This is a genomic window from Streptomyces sp. NPDC032161, from assembly GCF_040636995.1.
Lineage (GTDB): Bacteria > Actinomycetota > Actinomycetes > Streptomycetales > Streptomycetaceae > Streptomyces.
This window is the reverse complement of record NZ_JBEZVN010000001.1, coordinates 306,550-323,533: the sequence shown is the minus strand read 5'-3', so window position 1 is coordinate 323,533 and position 16,984 is coordinate 306,550. Positions and strand designations below refer to the sequence as shown.

Annotated in this window: 17 protein-coding genes; 4 read left to right on the top strand and 13 right to left on the bottom strand. The window is 71.9% G+C overall.

The genetic code is table 11. The features are described 5' to 3' along the window. Positions 1 to 3: 3 nt before the first annotated feature. The 3 genes from AB0E67_RS01350 to AB0E67_RS01340 form a co-directional block, all read right to left on the bottom strand. On the bottom strand, positions 4 to 2,511 hold the full coding sequence (locus AB0E67_RS01350) for an alpha-L-rhamnosidase C-terminal domain-containing protein (protein WP_362019395.1): 2,508 nt from the start codon (positions 2,509 to 2,511) through the stop codon (positions 4 to 6). A gap of 129 nt (positions 2,512 to 2,640) precedes the next feature. Then, positions 2,641 to 3,333, bottom strand: a complete 693-nt coding sequence (locus AB0E67_RS01345; protein WP_362019392.1) for an MFS transporter — start codon at positions 3,331 to 3,333, stop codon at positions 2,641 to 2,643. A 200-nt stretch (positions 3,334 to 3,533) separates the two neighbouring features. Further along, positions 3,534 to 5,042, bottom strand: a complete 1,509-nt coding sequence (locus AB0E67_RS01340; RefSeq protein WP_362019390.1) for a long-chain fatty acid--CoA ligase — start codon at positions 5,040 to 5,042, stop codon at positions 3,534 to 3,536. 210 nt (positions 5,043 to 5,252) lie between these two features. Here AB0E67_RS01340 and AB0E67_RS01335 point away from each other — a divergent pair, with 210 nt between their 5' ends. Further along, positions 5,253 to 6,674 (top strand): helix-turn-helix domain-containing protein, encoded by a 1,422-nt coding sequence (locus AB0E67_RS01335; protein WP_362019387.1) that lies wholly within the window; start codon positions 5,253 to 5,255, stop codon positions 6,672 to 6,674. Positions 6,675 to 6,755: 81 nt separating this feature from the next. Here AB0E67_RS01335 and AB0E67_RS01330 read toward each other — a convergent pair whose 3' ends face one another. The 3 genes from AB0E67_RS01330 to AB0E67_RS01320 form a co-directional block, all read right to left on the bottom strand. Next, a complete protein-coding gene (locus AB0E67_RS01330) occupies positions 6,756 to 7,733 on the bottom strand; it encodes a terpene synthase family protein (protein ID WP_362021355.1) in 978 nt (325 codons plus the stop codon). A 606-nt stretch (positions 7,734 to 8,339) separates the two neighbouring features. Next, complete coding sequence (locus AB0E67_RS01325) at positions 8,340 to 8,573, bottom strand: hypothetical protein (RefSeq protein WP_351522881.1); 234 nt, start codon at positions 8,571 to 8,573, stop codon at positions 8,340 to 8,342. A gap of 127 nt (positions 8,574 to 8,700) precedes the next feature. Next, the gene (locus tag AB0E67_RS01320) at positions 8,701 to 9,012 is read right to left on the bottom strand and encodes a hypothetical protein (protein WP_362019384.1); all 312 of its coding nucleotides are present in this window, start codon (positions 9,010 to 9,012) and stop codon (positions 8,701 to 8,703) included. A gap of 266 nt (positions 9,013 to 9,278) precedes the next feature. On the opposite strand from AB0E67_RS01320, the gene AB0E67_RS01315 reads away from it, so the two are divergent. After that, positions 9,279 to 10,082, top strand: a complete 804-nt coding sequence (locus tag AB0E67_RS01315; RefSeq protein ID WP_362019381.1) for an ABC transporter permease — start codon at positions 9,279 to 9,281, stop codon at positions 10,080 to 10,082. A gap of 2 nt (positions 10,083 to 10,084) precedes the next feature. Beyond that, positions 10,085 to 10,831 carry an ATP-binding cassette domain-containing protein gene (locus tag AB0E67_RS01310; protein ID WP_362019378.1) on the top strand — a complete coding sequence of 249 codons (747 nt, stop codon included), beginning with the start codon at positions 10,085 to 10,087 and terminating at the stop codon, positions 10,829 to 10,831. Positions 10,832 to 10,957: 126 nt separating this feature from the next. On the opposite strand, the gene AB0E67_RS01305 is transcribed toward AB0E67_RS01310, so the two are convergent. From AB0E67_RS01305 to AB0E67_RS01275, 7 genes are all read right to left on the bottom strand, one after another. Next, positions 10,958 to 11,776, bottom strand: coding sequence for a hypothetical protein (locus tag AB0E67_RS01305; protein WP_362019375.1), 819 nt, complete (start codon positions 11,774 to 11,776; stop codon positions 10,958 to 10,960). Between the two features lie 108 nt (positions 11,777 to 11,884). Then, positions 11,885 to 12,277 carry a DUF2511 domain-containing protein gene (locus tag AB0E67_RS01300; protein WP_362019372.1) on the bottom strand — a complete coding sequence of 131 codons (393 nt, stop codon included), beginning with the start codon at positions 12,275 to 12,277 and terminating at the stop codon, positions 11,885 to 11,887. A gap of 7 nt (positions 12,278 to 12,284) precedes the next feature. After that, positions 12,285 to 13,190: an ATP-binding cassette domain-containing protein gene (locus tag AB0E67_RS01295; protein ID WP_362019369.1), complete on the bottom strand. Its 906-nt coding sequence runs from the start codon at positions 13,188 to 13,190 to the stop codon at positions 12,285 to 12,287. Beyond that, the gene (locus AB0E67_RS01290) at positions 13,187 to 13,981 is read right to left on the bottom strand and encodes a hypothetical protein (protein ID WP_362019366.1); all 795 of its coding nucleotides are present in this window, start codon (positions 13,979 to 13,981) and stop codon (positions 13,187 to 13,189) included. Before AB0E67_RS01290 ends, AB0E67_RS01295 begins: the two co-directional genes overlap by 4 nt. Then, entirely contained in the window at positions 13,981 to 14,619 is a 639-nt protein-coding gene (locus tag AB0E67_RS01285; protein ID WP_362019363.1) for a hypothetical protein, read from the bottom strand. The genes AB0E67_RS01290 and AB0E67_RS01285 overlap by 1 nt, the downstream gene beginning before the upstream one ends. 139 nt (positions 14,620 to 14,758) lie before the next feature. Beyond that, positions 14,759 to 15,826: a hypothetical protein gene (locus AB0E67_RS01280; protein WP_362019360.1), complete on the bottom strand. Its 1,068-nt coding sequence runs from the start codon at positions 15,824 to 15,826 to the stop codon at positions 14,759 to 14,761. Further along, positions 15,823 to 16,380, bottom strand: coding sequence for a sigma-70 family RNA polymerase sigma factor (locus AB0E67_RS01275; RefSeq protein WP_362019357.1), 558 nt, complete (start codon positions 16,378 to 16,380; stop codon positions 15,823 to 15,825). The genes AB0E67_RS01280 and AB0E67_RS01275 overlap by 4 nt, the downstream gene beginning before the upstream one ends. 345 nt (positions 16,381 to 16,725) lie before the next feature. Between AB0E67_RS01275 and AB0E67_RS01270 the strand changes: the two genes are divergently transcribed. Continuing rightward, positions 16,726 to 16,896: a gallidermin/nisin family lantibiotic gene (locus tag AB0E67_RS01270; protein WP_362019354.1), complete on the top strand. Its 171-nt coding sequence runs from the start codon at positions 16,726 to 16,728 to the stop codon at positions 16,894 to 16,896. Positions 16,897 to 16,984 lie beyond the last annotated feature (88 nt).

The following is a 16,984-nucleotide window of genomic DNA, read 5'->3' as shown; positions in this document are numbered from 1 at the left end:
GCTTCAGTCCTTCCGCGGTGCGGGTCCGGCGAGCGCGACGGCCGACGAACCGGACGGGTGGTGGGTGAGGGAGCCGTCCGGGTGCAGCACCTCCACCGGGACCGGTGAGGTGACGCGCACCCGGTCCGGGGTCGCGTCGACCCGTACCGGGCCGTGCGGGGTCGGCACCTCGCCCCGCGCGCCGGACAGCGTGCCGAGCCGGGGAGCCACCCGCACCCGGCCGTACCCGGGTTCGGCCGGGGTGACGCCGAGCGTGTACACCAGCAGATCACGGCTCGGGGTGGCCGACCATCCGTGGCAGTACGAACCGCCGTCCCAGCACTCCCGGAACGCGGAGCCGCCGGTGCTCAGCAACGCCGTCCAGTCCCGGCACAGCCGCTCGATCTCGTCGGCCGCGCCCAGCAGCGCCAGCGCGTCGTGCACCACGTAGCGGAAGAACGGCTGCGCCCCCACGACCAACCGCTCGGTGTCCCAGTCGGGACCGTCCCGGTCCGTCACGGGCGCCGTGGCGGTGGGCCCGCCGGTGTCGCTGCCCCGGTACCGCATCGGCGAACGGGTGAACATGGCCTCCCGGTCCAGCAACAACTCCCGTACCAAGGATCGGCGTTCGGGCGGCACGAGGCCCGCGCACACCGCCGCCGCGTGGGTGTGCTCGCTGACCGACGCGCCGAGGCGCCCGTCGACCAGGTTGTCGCGGTACGCGCCCCGCCGCTCGTCCCAGAACGCCTCGAAACCGTCGCTCACGCCCCGGTGCAGGTCGCGCGCCCAGCCGGCCCGGCCCGCGTCCCCGAGCCAGTCCGCCATCTCCGCGAAATCGGCCAGGGCCCGCGCCCACAGCGCGTTCAGGGCCGCGCTCGCGCCGGCCACCTGCACCGGCGACCAGTCGATCAGCACCCAGCCCGTCACCCCGTGCAGCAGCCCGTCCGGGCGCCGGAACGGCACGAACCAGCGCAGCACCGGCTCCGCCGTCGACAGCAGCCCGGCCACCAGCTCCCGGTCGCCCGTGTAGCGGTACAGCTGGTGCACCGAGCGGACCCAGTGCAGCGCCCAGTCCGGAATGGTGGGGACCGGGTCCCGGGCCAGGTCACCGGCGGCCACCATCCGCAGCATGCCGTCCGGGCGGGGCTGCGCGGCCAGTCCGGGATTCCAGCGGGCCAGGCTCCAGTCCGGATTGGCCACCAGGTCGACCGACTGGTGCACCACCGAGTCGCCGGTCCAGGCCCGCTGCTCCCGGGTGGGGCAGTCCAGATAGGCGTCCTGCGCGGTGAGGTCGACCGTGCGCAGCCCCACCCGGTGGATCTCGTTCAGCTCCGGGGCGTCGCAGTCGAAGTACGGCCCCTCGGGACGCGGGCGCAGCCGCTCGCGCACCCGGACCGGCCCGAACCGCACCCTTCCGGTGCCCCGCACGACGAACAGCGCGTACCGGCCGCCGACCGTGTCACCGGTCTCGAAGACGTCGTCGCGCCCGCGCGTCGTGTAACCGAAGGTGTTGGCGGCGTCGAGGGCGGCGACCGTGGGCAGCTCGACGAGCGAACCGTGGATCTCGGTGCCGGGCGCGGCCTCCACCTCGATGCGCAGATGGCCGGTGACGATCCCGCCGAAGTCGGCCATGAGGAACACCGGCCCCGCGTCGAGGCCGTGGCGGGCGTCCGCCGGGACCAGGACGGCGGTGTCCGGGGTGGCGTCGGAGACGGCCTCGGCGAGAGCCTGCCGCGGATCGTCCGGCACCGTCCCGGACAGCGGCGCGGCCCGTACGGACACGGCCTCCCGCACCGTCTCGGAGAGCGGCGGGATCGGACGGGGGAGCAGCGCCCCGAAGGGCTCCGAGTCCGGGCGGGTGCCGTCCTTCGGGCCGACCACGGCACGCGTGGACAGCACCCGTACCGGCCGCCAGCCGCCGTCCCCGTTCCCGGTTCCTTCGCCGTTGCCCTCGCCGACGACGGTCCAGTACGGGTCGAGCAGCCGGCCGTCCAGCAGCTCCGGGGTCTGGGTGACCAGTTGGGAATGCGGCCGGCACGGGGTCCAGGCGTCGCCCGCGTGGTACGTCCAGGAGGAGTCCGTGACGATCCAGCGGTCCGGGCCGACCATCAACTCGGCCACCACCGAACCCCCGCCGAGCTGGTGCGTCCACGGCGACGGCTCCCACCACGGCACCGCGTGCCCGTAGTGGCGGGCCAGCACGGCGACGGTGTTGCGCCCGGGTCGCAGCAGGGGAGCGGCGTCCCCGGTGTCGTAGTGCAGCATCCGGGGGCCGTGCCGGACCGGGCCGCGCGCCACCTCCGTACCGTTGACGTACAGCACGTGCCGGGAGTCCGACGTGATGCGGAACGGAGCCCGGTCGGGCACGTCCGTCAGCTCGAAGGCGCGCCGCAGCAGCACCCGCCGGTCGTACACGTCCGGATCGGGCGCCCCGAGCATCGACTCCGGTCCCGGCGGGACCACACCGCTCTCCTCGCCCCAGATCCACTGTCCGCGCCACGGCCCCCAGTCGTACGCGTGCGGCTCACTCATCTCTGCTCACTTCCTCCGGAGCCCGTGCTCCTCCGAGCCTGCTCTCCTCGGGGTCGGTTTCCCACGAGCTCGTTTCCTTCCGATGGTCCGACCGGTTCGGTCGTCCTCCGGGATCCTCTGCTCCGGAGCTCACTTTCCTCCGGATCCGCGTGCGTCGTTTCCTCCGTATCCGCTCGTGCTCCCGGATCCGCCCGCGTTCCGGGACCCGTTCGCGTCGTCGGTTCCGCTCGCGCCGTCCGCCGGGACGGCCGCCCGGCGCTCGGCCAGTTCGTTCGCGATCCGCGCCGAGACGTGGCGGTTGATCGGATACGCCAGGAAGACCAGTCCGCCGAGCAGTATGAGCGTCATCGGAATCCCGCCCTGCGCGTAGCGGATGCCGTCCAGCGCCCGTTCCGACTGGTCGGCGTGTGCCACGTAGCCGAACAGGCCCAGGCAGTACGCGGTGGCCGCGCCGCCCAGCCCGCCGCCCGCCTTGACCGCGAACGAGGCCAGGGACGCCAGGGCCCCCTCGGTGCGATGGCCGTGGTGCCACTCGACGTAGTCGGTCAGCTCGGCCAGCAGCGTGTAGTTGAGGGTGGTCGCCGTTCCCATGCCGAGGCCCGCGACGGCCAGACAGACCAGGATCGCCGGGACCGTGTCGTACGGGACGAACAGCAGCGCGCCGTTGCCGAGCGCGGCGACCACCAGTCCTCCGAGGCAGCCGGGCTTACTGCCGTTCCCGAAGTTGCCCGCGAAGTAGCCCAGCTTCTCCTTGAGGGCGGGGCGTTGCCCGGCGGACCCGCTGTCGACGACGGAGGCGAGAGGCTGGGCGGTGGCGGTCATGGCGGGTGGCTCCGGTCTTCGTGTGCCGTTTTCCCGTCGACGGGGGCGTGTCCGTGAGCGGTGCGAGGGAGTGTTCCCCCGCCCCGAGGCCGGCTGGTCCTCGGGGCGGGGGCGGGGCCGGCCGGCCCGGGGGCGGTGTCCGGCCGGCCCGGTCGGGGGCGGGGAGGTCAGGAAGCGGGCCCGGTCGGGGGGCGTAGAGGTCAGGGAGTGGGCGAGGTCAGGGCCCGCTTGAGGACCTTGCCGGTCGGGCCCAGGGGCAGGGCGTCGGTGAACCGCACGATCCGGGGGTACTTGTGCCGACCGAGCCGCTCCCGGGCCCAGGCGATCAGCTCCTCCTCCGTCACCGCCCCGGCCTCCGCGCGCGTCACCACGACCGCGCAGATCTCCTCGCCGCGCTCCTCGTCCGGCACACCGATCACGGCGACCTCGCCGACCGCCGGGTGGCGCACGAGCACCTCCTCGACCTCACGCGGGTAGATGTTGAAGCCGCCCCGGATGACCAGGTCCTTCTTCCGGTCGACGATGCGCAGGAAGCCGTCCTCGTCCCGCGCTCCGAGATCACCGGTGCGGAACCAGCCGTCGACCACGGCGGCTGCCGTCGCCTCCGGATCGTCGAGATACCCCGCGAAGACGTTGTGCCCGCGCACCACCACCTCGCCGACCTCGCCGTCCGGCAGCAGCACCACGGCGTCCTCCACCGCCGCGTCCGCGACGCCCGTCTCCACGCCCCACACCGGGTGACCGACCGTGCCGGGGCGGCGGCCGGTCCGGGGCTGGTTGAACGTGGCGACGGGGGAGGTCTCGGTCAACCCGTACCCCTCCAGGACCTGCGTCGCGAAGGTCGCCTCGAAGCGTTCGAGCACGGCGACGGGGAGCGCGGCACCGCCGGAGACGGCCGCGCGCAGGGTGAGCCCCCGCGTCGCGCCGACCAGCGCCGCGGAGTCCTGCGCCGCCGCCTCGACGAGCGCGTGATACATCGTCGGCACGCCCATGAACACGCTCACGTTCTCGGCGGCCAGCAGCTCCAGGGCGCCCGGCCCGCTGAACCGGGGCATCAGGACGAGCGTCGCCCCCGCCCTCAGCGTCGCGTTCATGGCACAGGTCTGCCCGTAGCTGTGGAACAGCGGCAGACAGCCCAGCACGACGTCGTCGAAGCCCAGCTCCAGCAGGTCGTGGGCGACCACGGACGCGTTCATCACGATGTTGAGATGGGTGAGCAGGGCTCCCTTCGGCCGCCCGGTGGTCCCGCTGGTGTAGAGGATCACCGCAGTGCCGTCCGGAGCCGCGGGCTCCGCAGCGGGCAGCGGCTCGCCGTCCTCCGGTACGCCGCACACCGCCCGCACTCCCGCGACCCCCGCCGCCTCCTCGGCGACCGGCCACAGCGGACCACCGCTGACCAGCACCGACGAACCGCTGTGCCGCAGTACGTACGCCACCTCGTCGGCCACCAGCAGCCCGTGCACCGGAACGACCGTCGCCCCGGCGGCCAGCGCCCCGTAGTACGCGTACAGGAAGTCCGCCGTGTTCGGCAGCAGCACCGCCACCCGGTCGCCCGGCCGCACCCCGGACGCCCGCAGCGCGCCCGCGCAGCGCAGCGCCCGCGCCCACAGTTCCCGGTAGGTGAGCCGCGTGTCCGCGTCGACGACGGCGACACGGTCGGGGTGGCTGCGAGCCGACTCACCGAGGACAGAGGCGACGCTCAGAAACATGACACGCTCCGGGAAACATGGTGTTTACAGGGCTGGTGCTGCTCAGAATCGGCCGTCGACCCACCCCGGCACAATGTGCAGGTGCCCATCATGCGCACCGATCACCTGGGCATTGGCCCCTCGGATGTGTACGCGGCAAGGCATCCGCCTAAAGTCCTGTCCAAAGCCCCGGCCAGGGCCCCGTCCAAACAGAGCGCCTAATCTGCTGGCATGGCGGAGAACCAGCGGAACCGGAACGCGCCCCTCGGCGAGCGCGGCGACCGGAGGAGCGGCGGGGAGGACGGCGGGCTGCGGCACGCGCTGGCGGTCGCCATGGTCCCGGAGATCGACGAGCTGACCCGGCGGGTCGTCGCGGACATCCACGCGCACAGCGACGCCTATGCCTCCGGTACCCCCGTCAGCCGCGACGACCTGTGGGAGATCTGCCGCGACAACCTGCTGCGGGCGCTGGAGGACTTCGGCGGACTGCCGCCCAGCGCGGGCGACTTCGAGCACGCGGCCCGGGAGACGGGGCGGCGACGGGCGGAACAGAACGTGCCGCTGGACACCGTGCTCCAGGCGTACCGGCGCGGCGGCCGGGTGATGTGGCAGGTGATGGCGGAGCACCTGCGGGCGTCCAGGACCGGCCGGACCGGCCGCAGCGACACGCAGGACCGGGCCGACGGGACGTACGGGGCGGGCCGGACCGGTGGCGGCGGCCGGGGGGACGGCGCGGGCCGGATCGGTGATCGCGGCCGGGTGTACGGGGCGGACCCGGACACCGAGCTCGACATCGCGGGTGCCGTGTGGGAGACCATCGACCGCTACTCCCTCGTGATGGCGGAGTCGTACCGGCTGACCCAGCTGGAGATGCAGGGCCGCCAGGACACCCGCCGCGTCGCCCTCTTCGAGGCCCTGCTCGACGGGCGCGGGGACGACCCGGCCGTCGCCTCGGCCGCGGCCGCCGCGCTCGGCGTACCCGTCCACGACCGGTACGTCATCGTGGTCGCCGCCCAGGACCCGGCCGCGCCGCCCAACCCGGCGCCCGTCCTCGACGACCACGGCCTCTGGTCCTTCTGGCGGCCGAGGTCCGGCCGGTACGCGGGAATCGTGCGGCTCGCCGCCGGGGAGTCCGGCGTACTGCTCGACCTGTTGCGCCACCGCACCACCGCGACCGCCGGGGTGTCACCGGAGTTCGACCGGCTCTCCCAGTCGGGCCGGGCCCTGCGACTGGCCGAGCAGGCCCTGCGCACCCTGCCGGCCGGGAGCGGGGAGGTGGCGGCGTTCGACGACCGGCTGCCGGAGGTCCTGCTCGTCGGGCGGCCCGAGATCGCCGAGCGCATCGTCACCGCCTACCTGGGCTCCGTGCTGGACAGCGCGGCCGAACGGGACACGTTGCTCGACACGCTCCGGGTCTGGCTCGCCAACGGCTGTTCGGCGGCGCGCGCCGCCGAACAGCTCTACTGCCACCGCAACACGGTCCTCAACCGGATCGGCCGGGTCGCCGAACTCACCGGCCGTTCCGCGGAGTCCGGCGAGGCCCGGCTGGGCTGGGCGCTGGCCCTGAGAGCGCTGCCGCTGAGCGGCACGGAGGACGAACCGGGCCCGGCGGAGACCGCCCCGGGAGGACCGAGCGGCTCCGTTCCGGCCTGACCGCCCGGTCCGCCCCACCCGCCTTGACCCGCCGGCTTGACTCGTCCTGCTTGACCCTTCTGGCCTGCGCCGCCCGGCCGGTCAGGCGGCGAAGAACCGGGACAGCGTCTCCCGGTCGTCGATCTCCACCAGATCCGGACGGGTGTAGCGCTCCGCGCGGGCGTGGTAGTCGAAGTCGCCCCGGACCAGCCCGCGGTAGTCCCGCACGCACCGCTCCAACGCCACCCGGGCGGAACCCTCGATCCCGGCCGCCGCGATCTGCTCGACCAGCTCCCGCTCGGCGCGCCGGACGCGCTCCGCCACACCCCCGAGCTGCGCCCCGGCCTCGTCGACGGCCTCCTGGAGGGTGCATCCGCGCTCGCGCTGGATGAGCCGCACGGCATTGTGCTCGTAGCCGAGCCGCGCCTCCTTCTCGAAGGAACAGATGTCGTTGCAGAGCCCGGAATGATCGGTCACGGCGTTGCGCAGGGCGATGTACGCGGGAAGCGCACGGGCCGACTCCGGAAGGTCGATCCCGGCGGTGATCTCATGCAGGTCCAGGAACGGCTGCATGGCCACGGAGTCCCGGCGGTGCCGCACGAAATCCTCCCTGGTCGGCACCTGTCCCGCGGCCCGCTCCACGGCCTCGGCGCAGTAGGTCCACAACCAGGCGACCGTGTCCCGGCGGAACTGCCGGAGCCAGTGCGCCGGGCGGCCCCGGTACGTCCGCTCCCGCAGGTCTACGAGCGCGTGCTCCATGGCACCGCGCGGCGGCCCGCCGTCGAGCACCGTCACCAGCCGGTCGATCGCCGCCTCGCACATCCGGGGATCACGACCGGCAGGACCGTCGTCGAACTCGTCGTCGACGAGGAAGGCCCAGAACAGCCATTGGCAGAAGAGATCGAGATGCGGTTGCGAAGCAGTGGGGAATATGAGGGAGATCCAGAGCTCCGGCGTGGTCCGGATCATCTTCTTCCGGGCCGTCGCGGAAAGCACGAGCCCCTGGGACTCGGCCCACCCCCAGGCGACTTTCCTGGTCTCCTCGATGCCGGGATTGCATCCGGTGCTCTCGAACGGCATGTGAAACGCTGGCAGCGCGATCTGGCTCATTGGTGCCCCTCGTCGAGACAATGCGGATGAACGATACGAATGGGGAGCTGATCGAATTCGTGCGTCGGCGCGGATACGCGGGGAGAGGCGGGCCGCCCTTCGACACCGGGTTTCGGCCAGAGGATCACCGTGTGCGACAAGGCGGTCATCCCTGCTCACTCTCCTCCGCCGGTTTCGAGGCATCGGGGCCGGGCCCGCGGGCCCACGACGGCAAGCACCCCCGGAACAGGGCGGCGGCATCACCATGCGTGATCCCCCAGTCAACCTCGTGCGGGAGGGAGAGGGAAGTCATGTGTGACCGAAAATGCTTGATGGTTGGGGACGCCTGAACGTCTGTGAGCGGTTCGTGATCCCCTGCGGCACAGGCGCGTCGCGGTTCCACCGACCGCACGGGCCCGCGCGACATTCGACGAATTCGCGCCGTTGCGAACCGCGCCCTCGCGGGGCACCCGGCCACCCGGCCCCCTCGGCGAGGCGCGCGTCCGGCCAAGTCGCGTCGGCACGCGTCCGGCTGAGGCCGCGTCGCATGCGGATGGCGCGGCGGGACCGCGCTCGGGCCGGGGTGGCGCGCTCGGGCTATGGGCGGAGGTGCTTCTCCGCCTCGGCCTGCTCGATCAGTTCCGCGTACGAGCCGTCCTCCTCCAGCCCCTCCTCGTGGCGAAGGGAGACCGACCACGGAATCGGGCACGGCGGGGCGTGGTCGGGATCGGGACAGAGCAGTCTGGCGATGCGCTCTTTGATCTCTTCGGCTTGCTGCGGAGTGGCGTAAATGCCCAGCCGCACTTCCCAGACACTCGGGTTCTCAGGCATCGCTCACGTCCCGGATCAACGGAGAGAAAGGGGCAGAAGAAATTGGAAAAGGAAGGATAAAAGGAGAGGAGAGAGGCGGTGGAAAAATGACAAAAGGGGGCGAAGCCATCCGCCCCCTTGCCCGAGGCTACCAGGTGCGCTTGGCGTCGCAGTGGCGCTTGTAGTGACCCGCCGGGACGGGGATGTTGCGCGCCGCGTCGTTGATGGCCGCCTGCTCGGTGTTGCCGGTGCCGTCGGCCCTGTCGTACCCCACGACGTGGTTGTCACTGATACGGACGATCTGGCACTGCACCGTGGCGTGCCAGGTCTTCATGACGGAGATCTCGCGCGTCACGGCCGGCCGGGCGGTGCCCGGGACGGCGGAGGCGGCGGGGATCGCGAACCCCGTGAGCGTGAGGGCCATGGCCCCGACGGCGAGCGTGCGGCGGAGTGACTTCATCGGTGTTCCTCCCTGACGGTGATGTGACCGTGCCGGGCGGACGGGCCCTTCTTCCGGTGCGCGCACAGCCCGGCGGCGCTCACGACACTCCCATTCGGACGCGGCGGGACACCCCCGTCGGCCACGCGATTGGCAGGCGTTCGGCAGTCGTCCGCCACCTGTCCGGCAGCTGCCGAACGGGTCAACGCCGTCCCCGGCCGTGAACCTCGACGCGGGCCGCGGCTACGTACCTGATGCAACCGCACAGTGGCCAGGTAGGAGTGCACATGGCGTACGACATGGCGGCCCCACCCCTCGCGGGGCGCCGCGACAACCCCTCACTGGCGACGGTGGTGAGTACGGAACTCGCCCGCAACAAAAGAGGGTTCGTTCCCTGGTACCACCTCCTCGCCCCCGTCGTCATCACGATCCCGCTCTTTCTCGGTGCCCTCGGCTCCTCCGAGGCGAAGGCGGGCCAGACCTTCGAGGTGTTCCGGAACGTGACCCTGGAGTTCTGGGGCGTGCTGGTGCCCATGACGGCCGGGCTGGCCGCGGCGCTCACGGTCCGTGCCGACCAGGACGCCTGGCGGCTGCTGCTCTCCTACGGCGTGCCGCGCGGGCGCTACTTCATCGGCAAGGTCGCCGCCCTCGGCGTTCTGGGGTTCATCTCCTCCACCGTGCTGCTCGTGATGCTCTCCCTCGGTGCCATGGTCAGCGGCCGCTTTCCCGGAGCGATGGGGACGGTGGTCGCCGCGGTGTACCTGCCCTGGCTGGTGGGGCTGTCGATGACAGCGCTTGCGGTGCTGGTCGCGGTGGTGTGGGGCATGGGTCCCAGCATCGGAGTGGGCGTCGCGGGCCTGCTGTGCGGGGCCCTGGTCTCGGACAAGGTCTTCTGGTACGCCGTCCCGTTCGCCTGGCCGATGAGAGTGGTCCTTCCGCTCGCCGGAATCGGGCCCAACGGGGTGCCGCTGCCCAAGGACAGTCCGGTGACCCAGATGTCGGCCATCCCGCTCGCCGTGGGCCTCGCCGCCGCGCTGACCGCGGTCCTGCTGGTCGTCGGCAGCATGCACATGCGTCGTAAGGAGATCTGACCATGACCGCGACACCGGCCCGGCCGGAAACACGGACGGCACCGGCACTCACCATCCGAGGCCTGCACAAGCACTACGGCCCCCACCGCGCCCTGGACGGCGTGGACCTCACGGTCGAGACCGGGGAGGTCTACGGCCTCCTGGGGCCGAACGGTGCCGGCAAGACCACGCTCATGAAAGCCCTGCTCGGCCTGCAACGCCCCACATCGGGCACCATCGAGATCTTCGGCAGGCCGGTCGGACGCGAAACCTTGGCCGAGGTCGGCGCCCTGATCGAGGTCCCCGGCCTGTGGCCGAACCTCACGGCCGACGAAACGCTGAAACTGCATGCCAAACTGCGCGGCGTACCGACCGAATGGATCGACCCCGCGCTGCACCTCGTCAAGATGACCGACGCACGCCGCCGCAAAGTCGGTGCGTACTCCCTCGGCATGCGCTGGCGGCTGGGGATCGCCGTTGCCCTGCTCGCCAGGCCGAGGCTGATCGTTCTCGACGAACCCACCAACGGCCTCGACCCCGTCGGCATCCGCGAGATGCGCGGAATCATCCGCTCGCTGGCCGACGAGGGAGTGGCGGTCCTCATCGCCAGCCACCAACTGGCGGAAGTCGCCCAGGTCTGCGACAGAGTGCAGGTACTGGCTTCCGGCCGCACCCAGTACGAAGGCCCCCTGGCAGGGCTCGCCGTCGACGGGGACGTGGAGGCCGGATTCTTCCAGCTCCTGGAGTCGGCCGACGCAGCCATCCGCTGACCCGGAAGCGGCCCCCGTCCACCCGGGGGGCCGCCCCGCCCGCCTGCACGGCAGCTGCGAGCATACGAAGCCGTCCACATGAAGCCCGCCCATGCCGTCAACAGGCTCACGCCGTCGGGCAGACCCTCAGCTGGCCCGCGCCGTCACCGGGCGCTGAGGGCCGAGCACAGCGGCCAACGACATCAGTTCGGCACGGCCCCCGACCCCCAGATCGTCGTAGAGCCTGCGGATACGGCGATACATGGACCGCTCGGAGCAGTAGTAATGACGGCGCGCGATCTCGGCCACCGTGATGGGCGTACAGAGCAGCCGCAAAAGCTCCGCATCATACGAGGGCGCGTCAGGACGCCGACGCTGCTCGGGTATGTCCCCCTCGCGGTTGGCCTCCGCCCTTGACGGCTCTCCGTCATGGAACCGGCAACGGTGAGGGCCCTCCCGGTCCGCCAGGCTCCCCTGCGCATCGGCCGCCGCGGCGTCGGTGGTGTCGATCGCCCCGGCGGGGGCGAAAGGACCGCCAGGGGCGAAGGGGCCGCCAGGGCCGGCCAGGAGATGCGCTCTGAGCTGTGCGTACAGCAGATCGCGCTGGCTCTCCCCGGGTATGGCGAGGTTGAGCACGAAGTTCGCGCCGGAACGGATCGCGTAGTACGTCCGATACCCCGAGATGTCGTTGGTGACGGCGACGAGCAGGGACAACGGATGCCGCACTCTCACCGCACGCAGTTCCTCGGCCTGGAACTCACTGGTGACCGGCATCAGTACCGGCAGATCAAGCGCACCACAGGGTGCGTTCAGCTGGGCGGCGCTGATGAATTCGACCCGGCCCAGACCGGAACGAAGTACGCCCAGCAGCGCGTTCGGCGGGTCGAAGTATGGCTTGAGTCCCGAATGGGCCAGGACATGGAGCTCGGTGGCGGTCGATGCGTGCTGCTGCTCGCTGTGGTGCAAGGCGCTGTTCCCCGTAGCGTCGATCCCGGTGATGGTCGTCCCGCGGTCACTGGGCGACACACGGTGTCGGATCACGCTCGTGACTCGCCCGCGCACACCTGTCTCCGGTCATCGGCCGACCTTGCAGAGTTTCAGTGTCCTGCTGATCAGAGTGCCGAGGCTCACCTTGTCGCCGCCGTCCCCGGACCGTCGCGCCGGTGCGATGTCGGCGTAACCGGCGTCCCGGGCACGGTCGTTGAGCGCATACGTCGTGCCGTCGGGGACGGTGATCACGGCCTGATCGCCCTGGCGGCATTCGGCGGTTCCGCGATCGACGTTCAGCGGCCAGGTGTAGCCGAGGTTCTTCTCCGTGACCTCCTGCTTGGTGGCGGTCGGGCTGGGCAGCGGTACGGGGTCCGTGGTGGCCGGTTCGCTGAGGCCGCCGCCCCCGCAGGCGGTGAGCGCCAGGAGTGCCGCACCGGTCAGGGCCGAGACGGCGATGCAACGGCGATGCGTGGTCATGTGTCTGCTACCTCACTGTCGGAATGCTGGTGGGGTGGGTCCGGACGTCGGCGCCGAGAAGAGCGGCGTATCCGTCCTCGAGCGATGGTTCGACGGGGCGGGCCCCGGCGGGCGGAGAGGTCGTGACGATGCGGTACTCGGTACCTGCCGAGGTGGTCACCGCGCTGACCACCTCGGCGCCGGGCGGTGGCCCTTCTGCGTGTCCGGCGGGTCGGTGGACATAGGTGCAGCCCGCGGCCCGACTGACCAGGGCGGTGGTGGAGTCGTGGAAGACCAGACGGCCGGAGGCGAGCACGGCCACATCGGGGCAGGTCTGGGCGACGTCGTCGAGGATGTGGGTGGACAGCAGCACCGTGCGGCCTCGGCCGAGGCCGGCGAGCAGCGTGCGGAAACGCATCCGTTCATGCGGGTCCAGTCCGGTGGTGGGTTCGTCGACGATCAGTACCGTCGGGGCGCCCATGAGGGCTTGTGCGATACCGACCCGTCGCTTCATCCCTCCGGAGAAGCCGGCCAGTCGCTCTCCGGCCCGGTCGGCCAGACCCACCTCGGCAATCCGCTCGTCGACCTGACGGCGCCGCTCACGTCTGTCGTGGATACCCTTGAGCACGCCGATGTAGTCGAGGAACTCGCGTGCCGTCAGGTCCGGGTACAAGGACAGTTCCTGCGGCAGATAGCCGAGGGTGCGCTTCACGGCGGCGAGCCCGGAACTCGTCGACAGATCGTGTCCGGCGACGTGGACGCGCCCGGAGGTGGGGCGCAGCACGCCGGTCAGGATGCGCAACAGAGTGGTCTTCCCCGCCCCGTTGGCACCCAGCAGCCCGACGGTGCCGCTCTCGATGTGGAGGTCGACCGCGTCCAGGGCACGCAGGCCGCCGGGATGAACTTTTGTCAGTTGTTCCGTGGTGATGTTCATGATGCTCCGTGTCGTCCGGTGCGGGCGGCAAGATGCCCCAGCACATAGCAGGCCGCGGCCATCGCGAGGACGAGCGCGACGTTCAGCAGCGCCGCCGCGTCGTCGACCGCCGGGCGCAGAGCCCCGGTGCCCTGCCGGGTGGCCCATACCTCGGGGGCGTGCGCCCAGACGGCCAGTGGATAACCGCCGAGCGGGGACAGGACCGTGCCGGTCGGCGTGGGCACTGGCGAGAACGCCGGTGGGAAGTGACAGGCCCACAGCCACACCACGACCGTGACGGCGCGTGCCGCCGCCACCGGCAGCAGCACGCCCAGGAGACCGGCGAAGGCGGTGACCAGCAGCGCCGCCGGTACGACCGCCGTGACCAGCGCGATCACCGCGGACACGACCGGGCCAGGGGAACCGCCGGCCACCGAGAACACCGTGGCGTACAGCAGATAGAGACCGGCGACCGGCGCCAGGGCGGCCAGCAGCGGTCCCCCCAGCACCCCGGCGGTGCGGGGCAGCGGACCCGCGGGAGTGGCGGTCAGCAGCTCGGCCATGCCGCGGGCTTCGAGACCGCGCCGCAACCGGTCCGCGAGCGCGATGCCCACGCCGAGGGTGCAGAAGGTGTTGACGACCACCGCCGCCGCCCCGGTCCGGGCGGCGGGATCGCCCTGTCCACCGACGACGGGCGAGGTGATCACCAGCAGCAGGCTCAGCAGGGCCAGGGGCAGCACGGCGCCCCAGACCACCTTTCGGCGGGCCGTCATCAGGGCCTCGTAGCGAAGGGTCCACAGCAGAGCGGTCATCATGCCTCCCGGGGGCCGAGGTGGGCGTCGCCATGACCGAGCCGGGCCCCGGAACGGGCACCCTGGCGGAGCGCGCGCAGCGCCAGCGAGAACAGATGGCCCCCGATCAGCAGGGCGGGCACGGCCTGCGCCGCTCCTTCGGGCACCACACGGTCGACCAGCAGCAGCTTGGCCAGGACCACGGCGACGACCAGCCCGGTCGCGGGTGTCGCCGACCCCGTCCGTACCGTCGCCCAGACGGCGGCACCGCTCAGAAGCACGGAGAGACCGGACAGCTCCAACAGGGCGGTGAGGGGACCGGGTTGGTGGCGGGTGGCCGCCACCAGCCCCACCAGGAGGAGGACGGCGGCAGCCGTGACGGACGCGGGCCAGGCCAGCCGACGGGCGACGGTGCGCGGATAAGGGGTGGGCAGGGAGAGATGGAGCTCCAGCATCGGCTCCCGCGCCACCACGGCCGCACACGCCAGCGCGGTGGCGGTGGGGAGCGCGCAACCGAGCAGCGCCCGGTCGAGAACGACTCCGGTGCCGGACCCCGTGGCCACGGCCGCGGATGCGGTGATCGCCGCGAGAGCCGGCAGCACGAACGCCTGCCGTCCGCAGCGACGTGCTTCGTGGGCCCACCACGGTACAGCGGTCATGGTCCCGTTCCTCCCGTTGATCCCCGACCTCCCGTTGCACCCCGTACGTAGCGGTCCGGCCCGGGACGGTTCACGCCAGGAGCCGGAGTCGGCGGTGCGGGGCACGGCCGCGTGCACGCGCCCCTCGTACGGCGGGGGGCTACGACGGCGCGTGCTCGCCGAACGACCGCATCGCCCGGGCGGCCCACACCAGCAGGGCCGCCGCCGCCGCGAGCGTCCACGGCGTCGTCGACAGCAGCCCGTCCAGCAGCGCGTCGAACGGTGTGCTGAGCAGTCCGTGCGGCCCGCCCACCACGCCCAGGAACCACAGCGTGCCCCCCGCCGCCGCGCCCACCGGTGGCGAGAAGCGGACGGAGAGCGCGAGAGCGAGCGAGGCCGCCAGCAGCGACTCGCCGAGCCAGCTCGCCACCACCGCCCACCAGCCGGGCCCCCGCACCAGCGCGGAGCAGACCATGGCGAGCGCCAGATCCACGCACAGGACCGTCGCCAGCCGGGCCAGGAACACCGCCGCGGGCGACACGGGCAGCGTGAACAGCAGCTCGCGCCGCGGGTCCCGACGGGGTGAGGCCACGATCAGCGCCCCGAACAGCGCGGACAGCACGACCACCGCACCGAACAGCCGTATCCCGACGCGCTCCTGCATCTGCGCCGAGGAGACCAGGGCGGCGGCGACCAGCCCGATCGCGCTCAGCGGGGCCCACAGCCGGGGCATCAGCACCAGTTGCTGGACGGCCAGTTGCCAGGCCGTCCGCCAGGGCCGCGCGGGACCGGCGGCGCCCGTGGGCACGGAGGCGTCGGCGGATGCGGGGGCGCCGCTCGGCATGGCACCGGACGCGGCGGATTCCGGCCCGGTCCCGGACCCGCTTCCCCGCCCGGCGAAGCGTTTCCGTGCGGTGGCCGGTGTCCGTCCCGGGCGGGCGACGGCGGGGCCGGAGGGGACGGTGGGCACGACGGCGACGGCGGGGGAACGGGGAGCCGTGCCGATCGGCGCGACGGCGGGCAGGACCCCCAGCAGGTCGTCGAAGGACGGTACGGGTACGGCTTCTTCGACCTCGGCCTCGGCGCGGACCGCGTACGTGATGTTCTGCCAAACTGCCAAATTCTCACGGCAGTCGGAGCATTCGCCCAGATGCCGGTCGTGGTGCGTGTCGACGGTCCCGGCGCGTGCCAGACACGCCAGGACGTCGTCCGTGAGGTGATCACTCATAGCTGTCCCGATCCTTCCAGCCGCGTGGCGGCGAGCATGTTGCCCAGCCGCTTGCGTGCGTGGGACATCCGGCTCTTGACGGTGCCGACCGGGATGGCGAGCGCGGTGGCCACCTCCGGGTAGGCCATCTCTTCGAACAGCACCAGCGCGAGGACCTCGCGCAGATGCTCGGGCAGCGCGCGTACCGCTGCCCGCAGCGCGGAGTGCTCGGACTCCACCACGACCTGGTCCTCGACACTCGGTGCGGTGTCGGCCACGTCCCGCGCCTCCGACAGGTCCGTCAACCGGGGCCGCGACCTGCGGAGTTGATTGTGCGCCTGCCGTCTGGCCACGCCCATCAGCCAGCCCCTGACGGAGGAATCACCCCGGAAACCGGCCGCCGAGCGCCAGACGGCCAGCCACGTCTCCTGCAGGATCTCCTCGGAAACGCCCTGGTCCGAGGTGAGTCTGCGGATGAGTCGGAGCATCGCGCCGGCATGCCTGTCGTAGAGCGTTCGCAGGGCGGTCTGGTCGCCGTGGGCGACGGCGGATAGCAGAGCTTCGTCCGAGCACACATCACGTACGTATCAAGAAAGCGCCGAACGGTTCACCGTCCGTCGGGACGATCCGTGATTTTTCAGCCGGGGGAGTGGTGGAGGTCTTCGTGTCCCGGGCCGTCGTGGTATAGGCGTGGTTTCGGCCAGGGAAGGGCCGCGGTCGCGCGGGGCCGCACGTCGACGCCCCCGGTCGCGGGACTGCCTGCGGGGGCCTGCCTGGACTGCCAGGACTGCCAACCGGGCCGGAACCTATTGAACGGTCGGGGGCGGCCATGGATCGTGATGCAAGGATCACGTTCCGTGACCGCCCGTTCGGTTTCCGTCAAGGAGTCCGAAGCAGCACCGAGAGGCAAGGAGTTCAGCATGGGGATCAAGTCCGTCCCGCTGTCGGACGTCGAGACCGACCTGTTCGACCTCGACCTGGAGATCGGCGTGGAGCAGTCCGTCGCCGGCCCCGCCATCACGAGCGTCTCCTACTGCACGCCCGGATGTACGAGTGAAGGCGGCGGCTCCGGCTGCAGCCACTGCTGTTGACGGCGCGCGACCGTGGGGCCGTGCGGGACGACGACGCGGCCCCACGGACCGTCCCCGGGTCCGCCCGGACGGGAACGAGAAGGGGGAC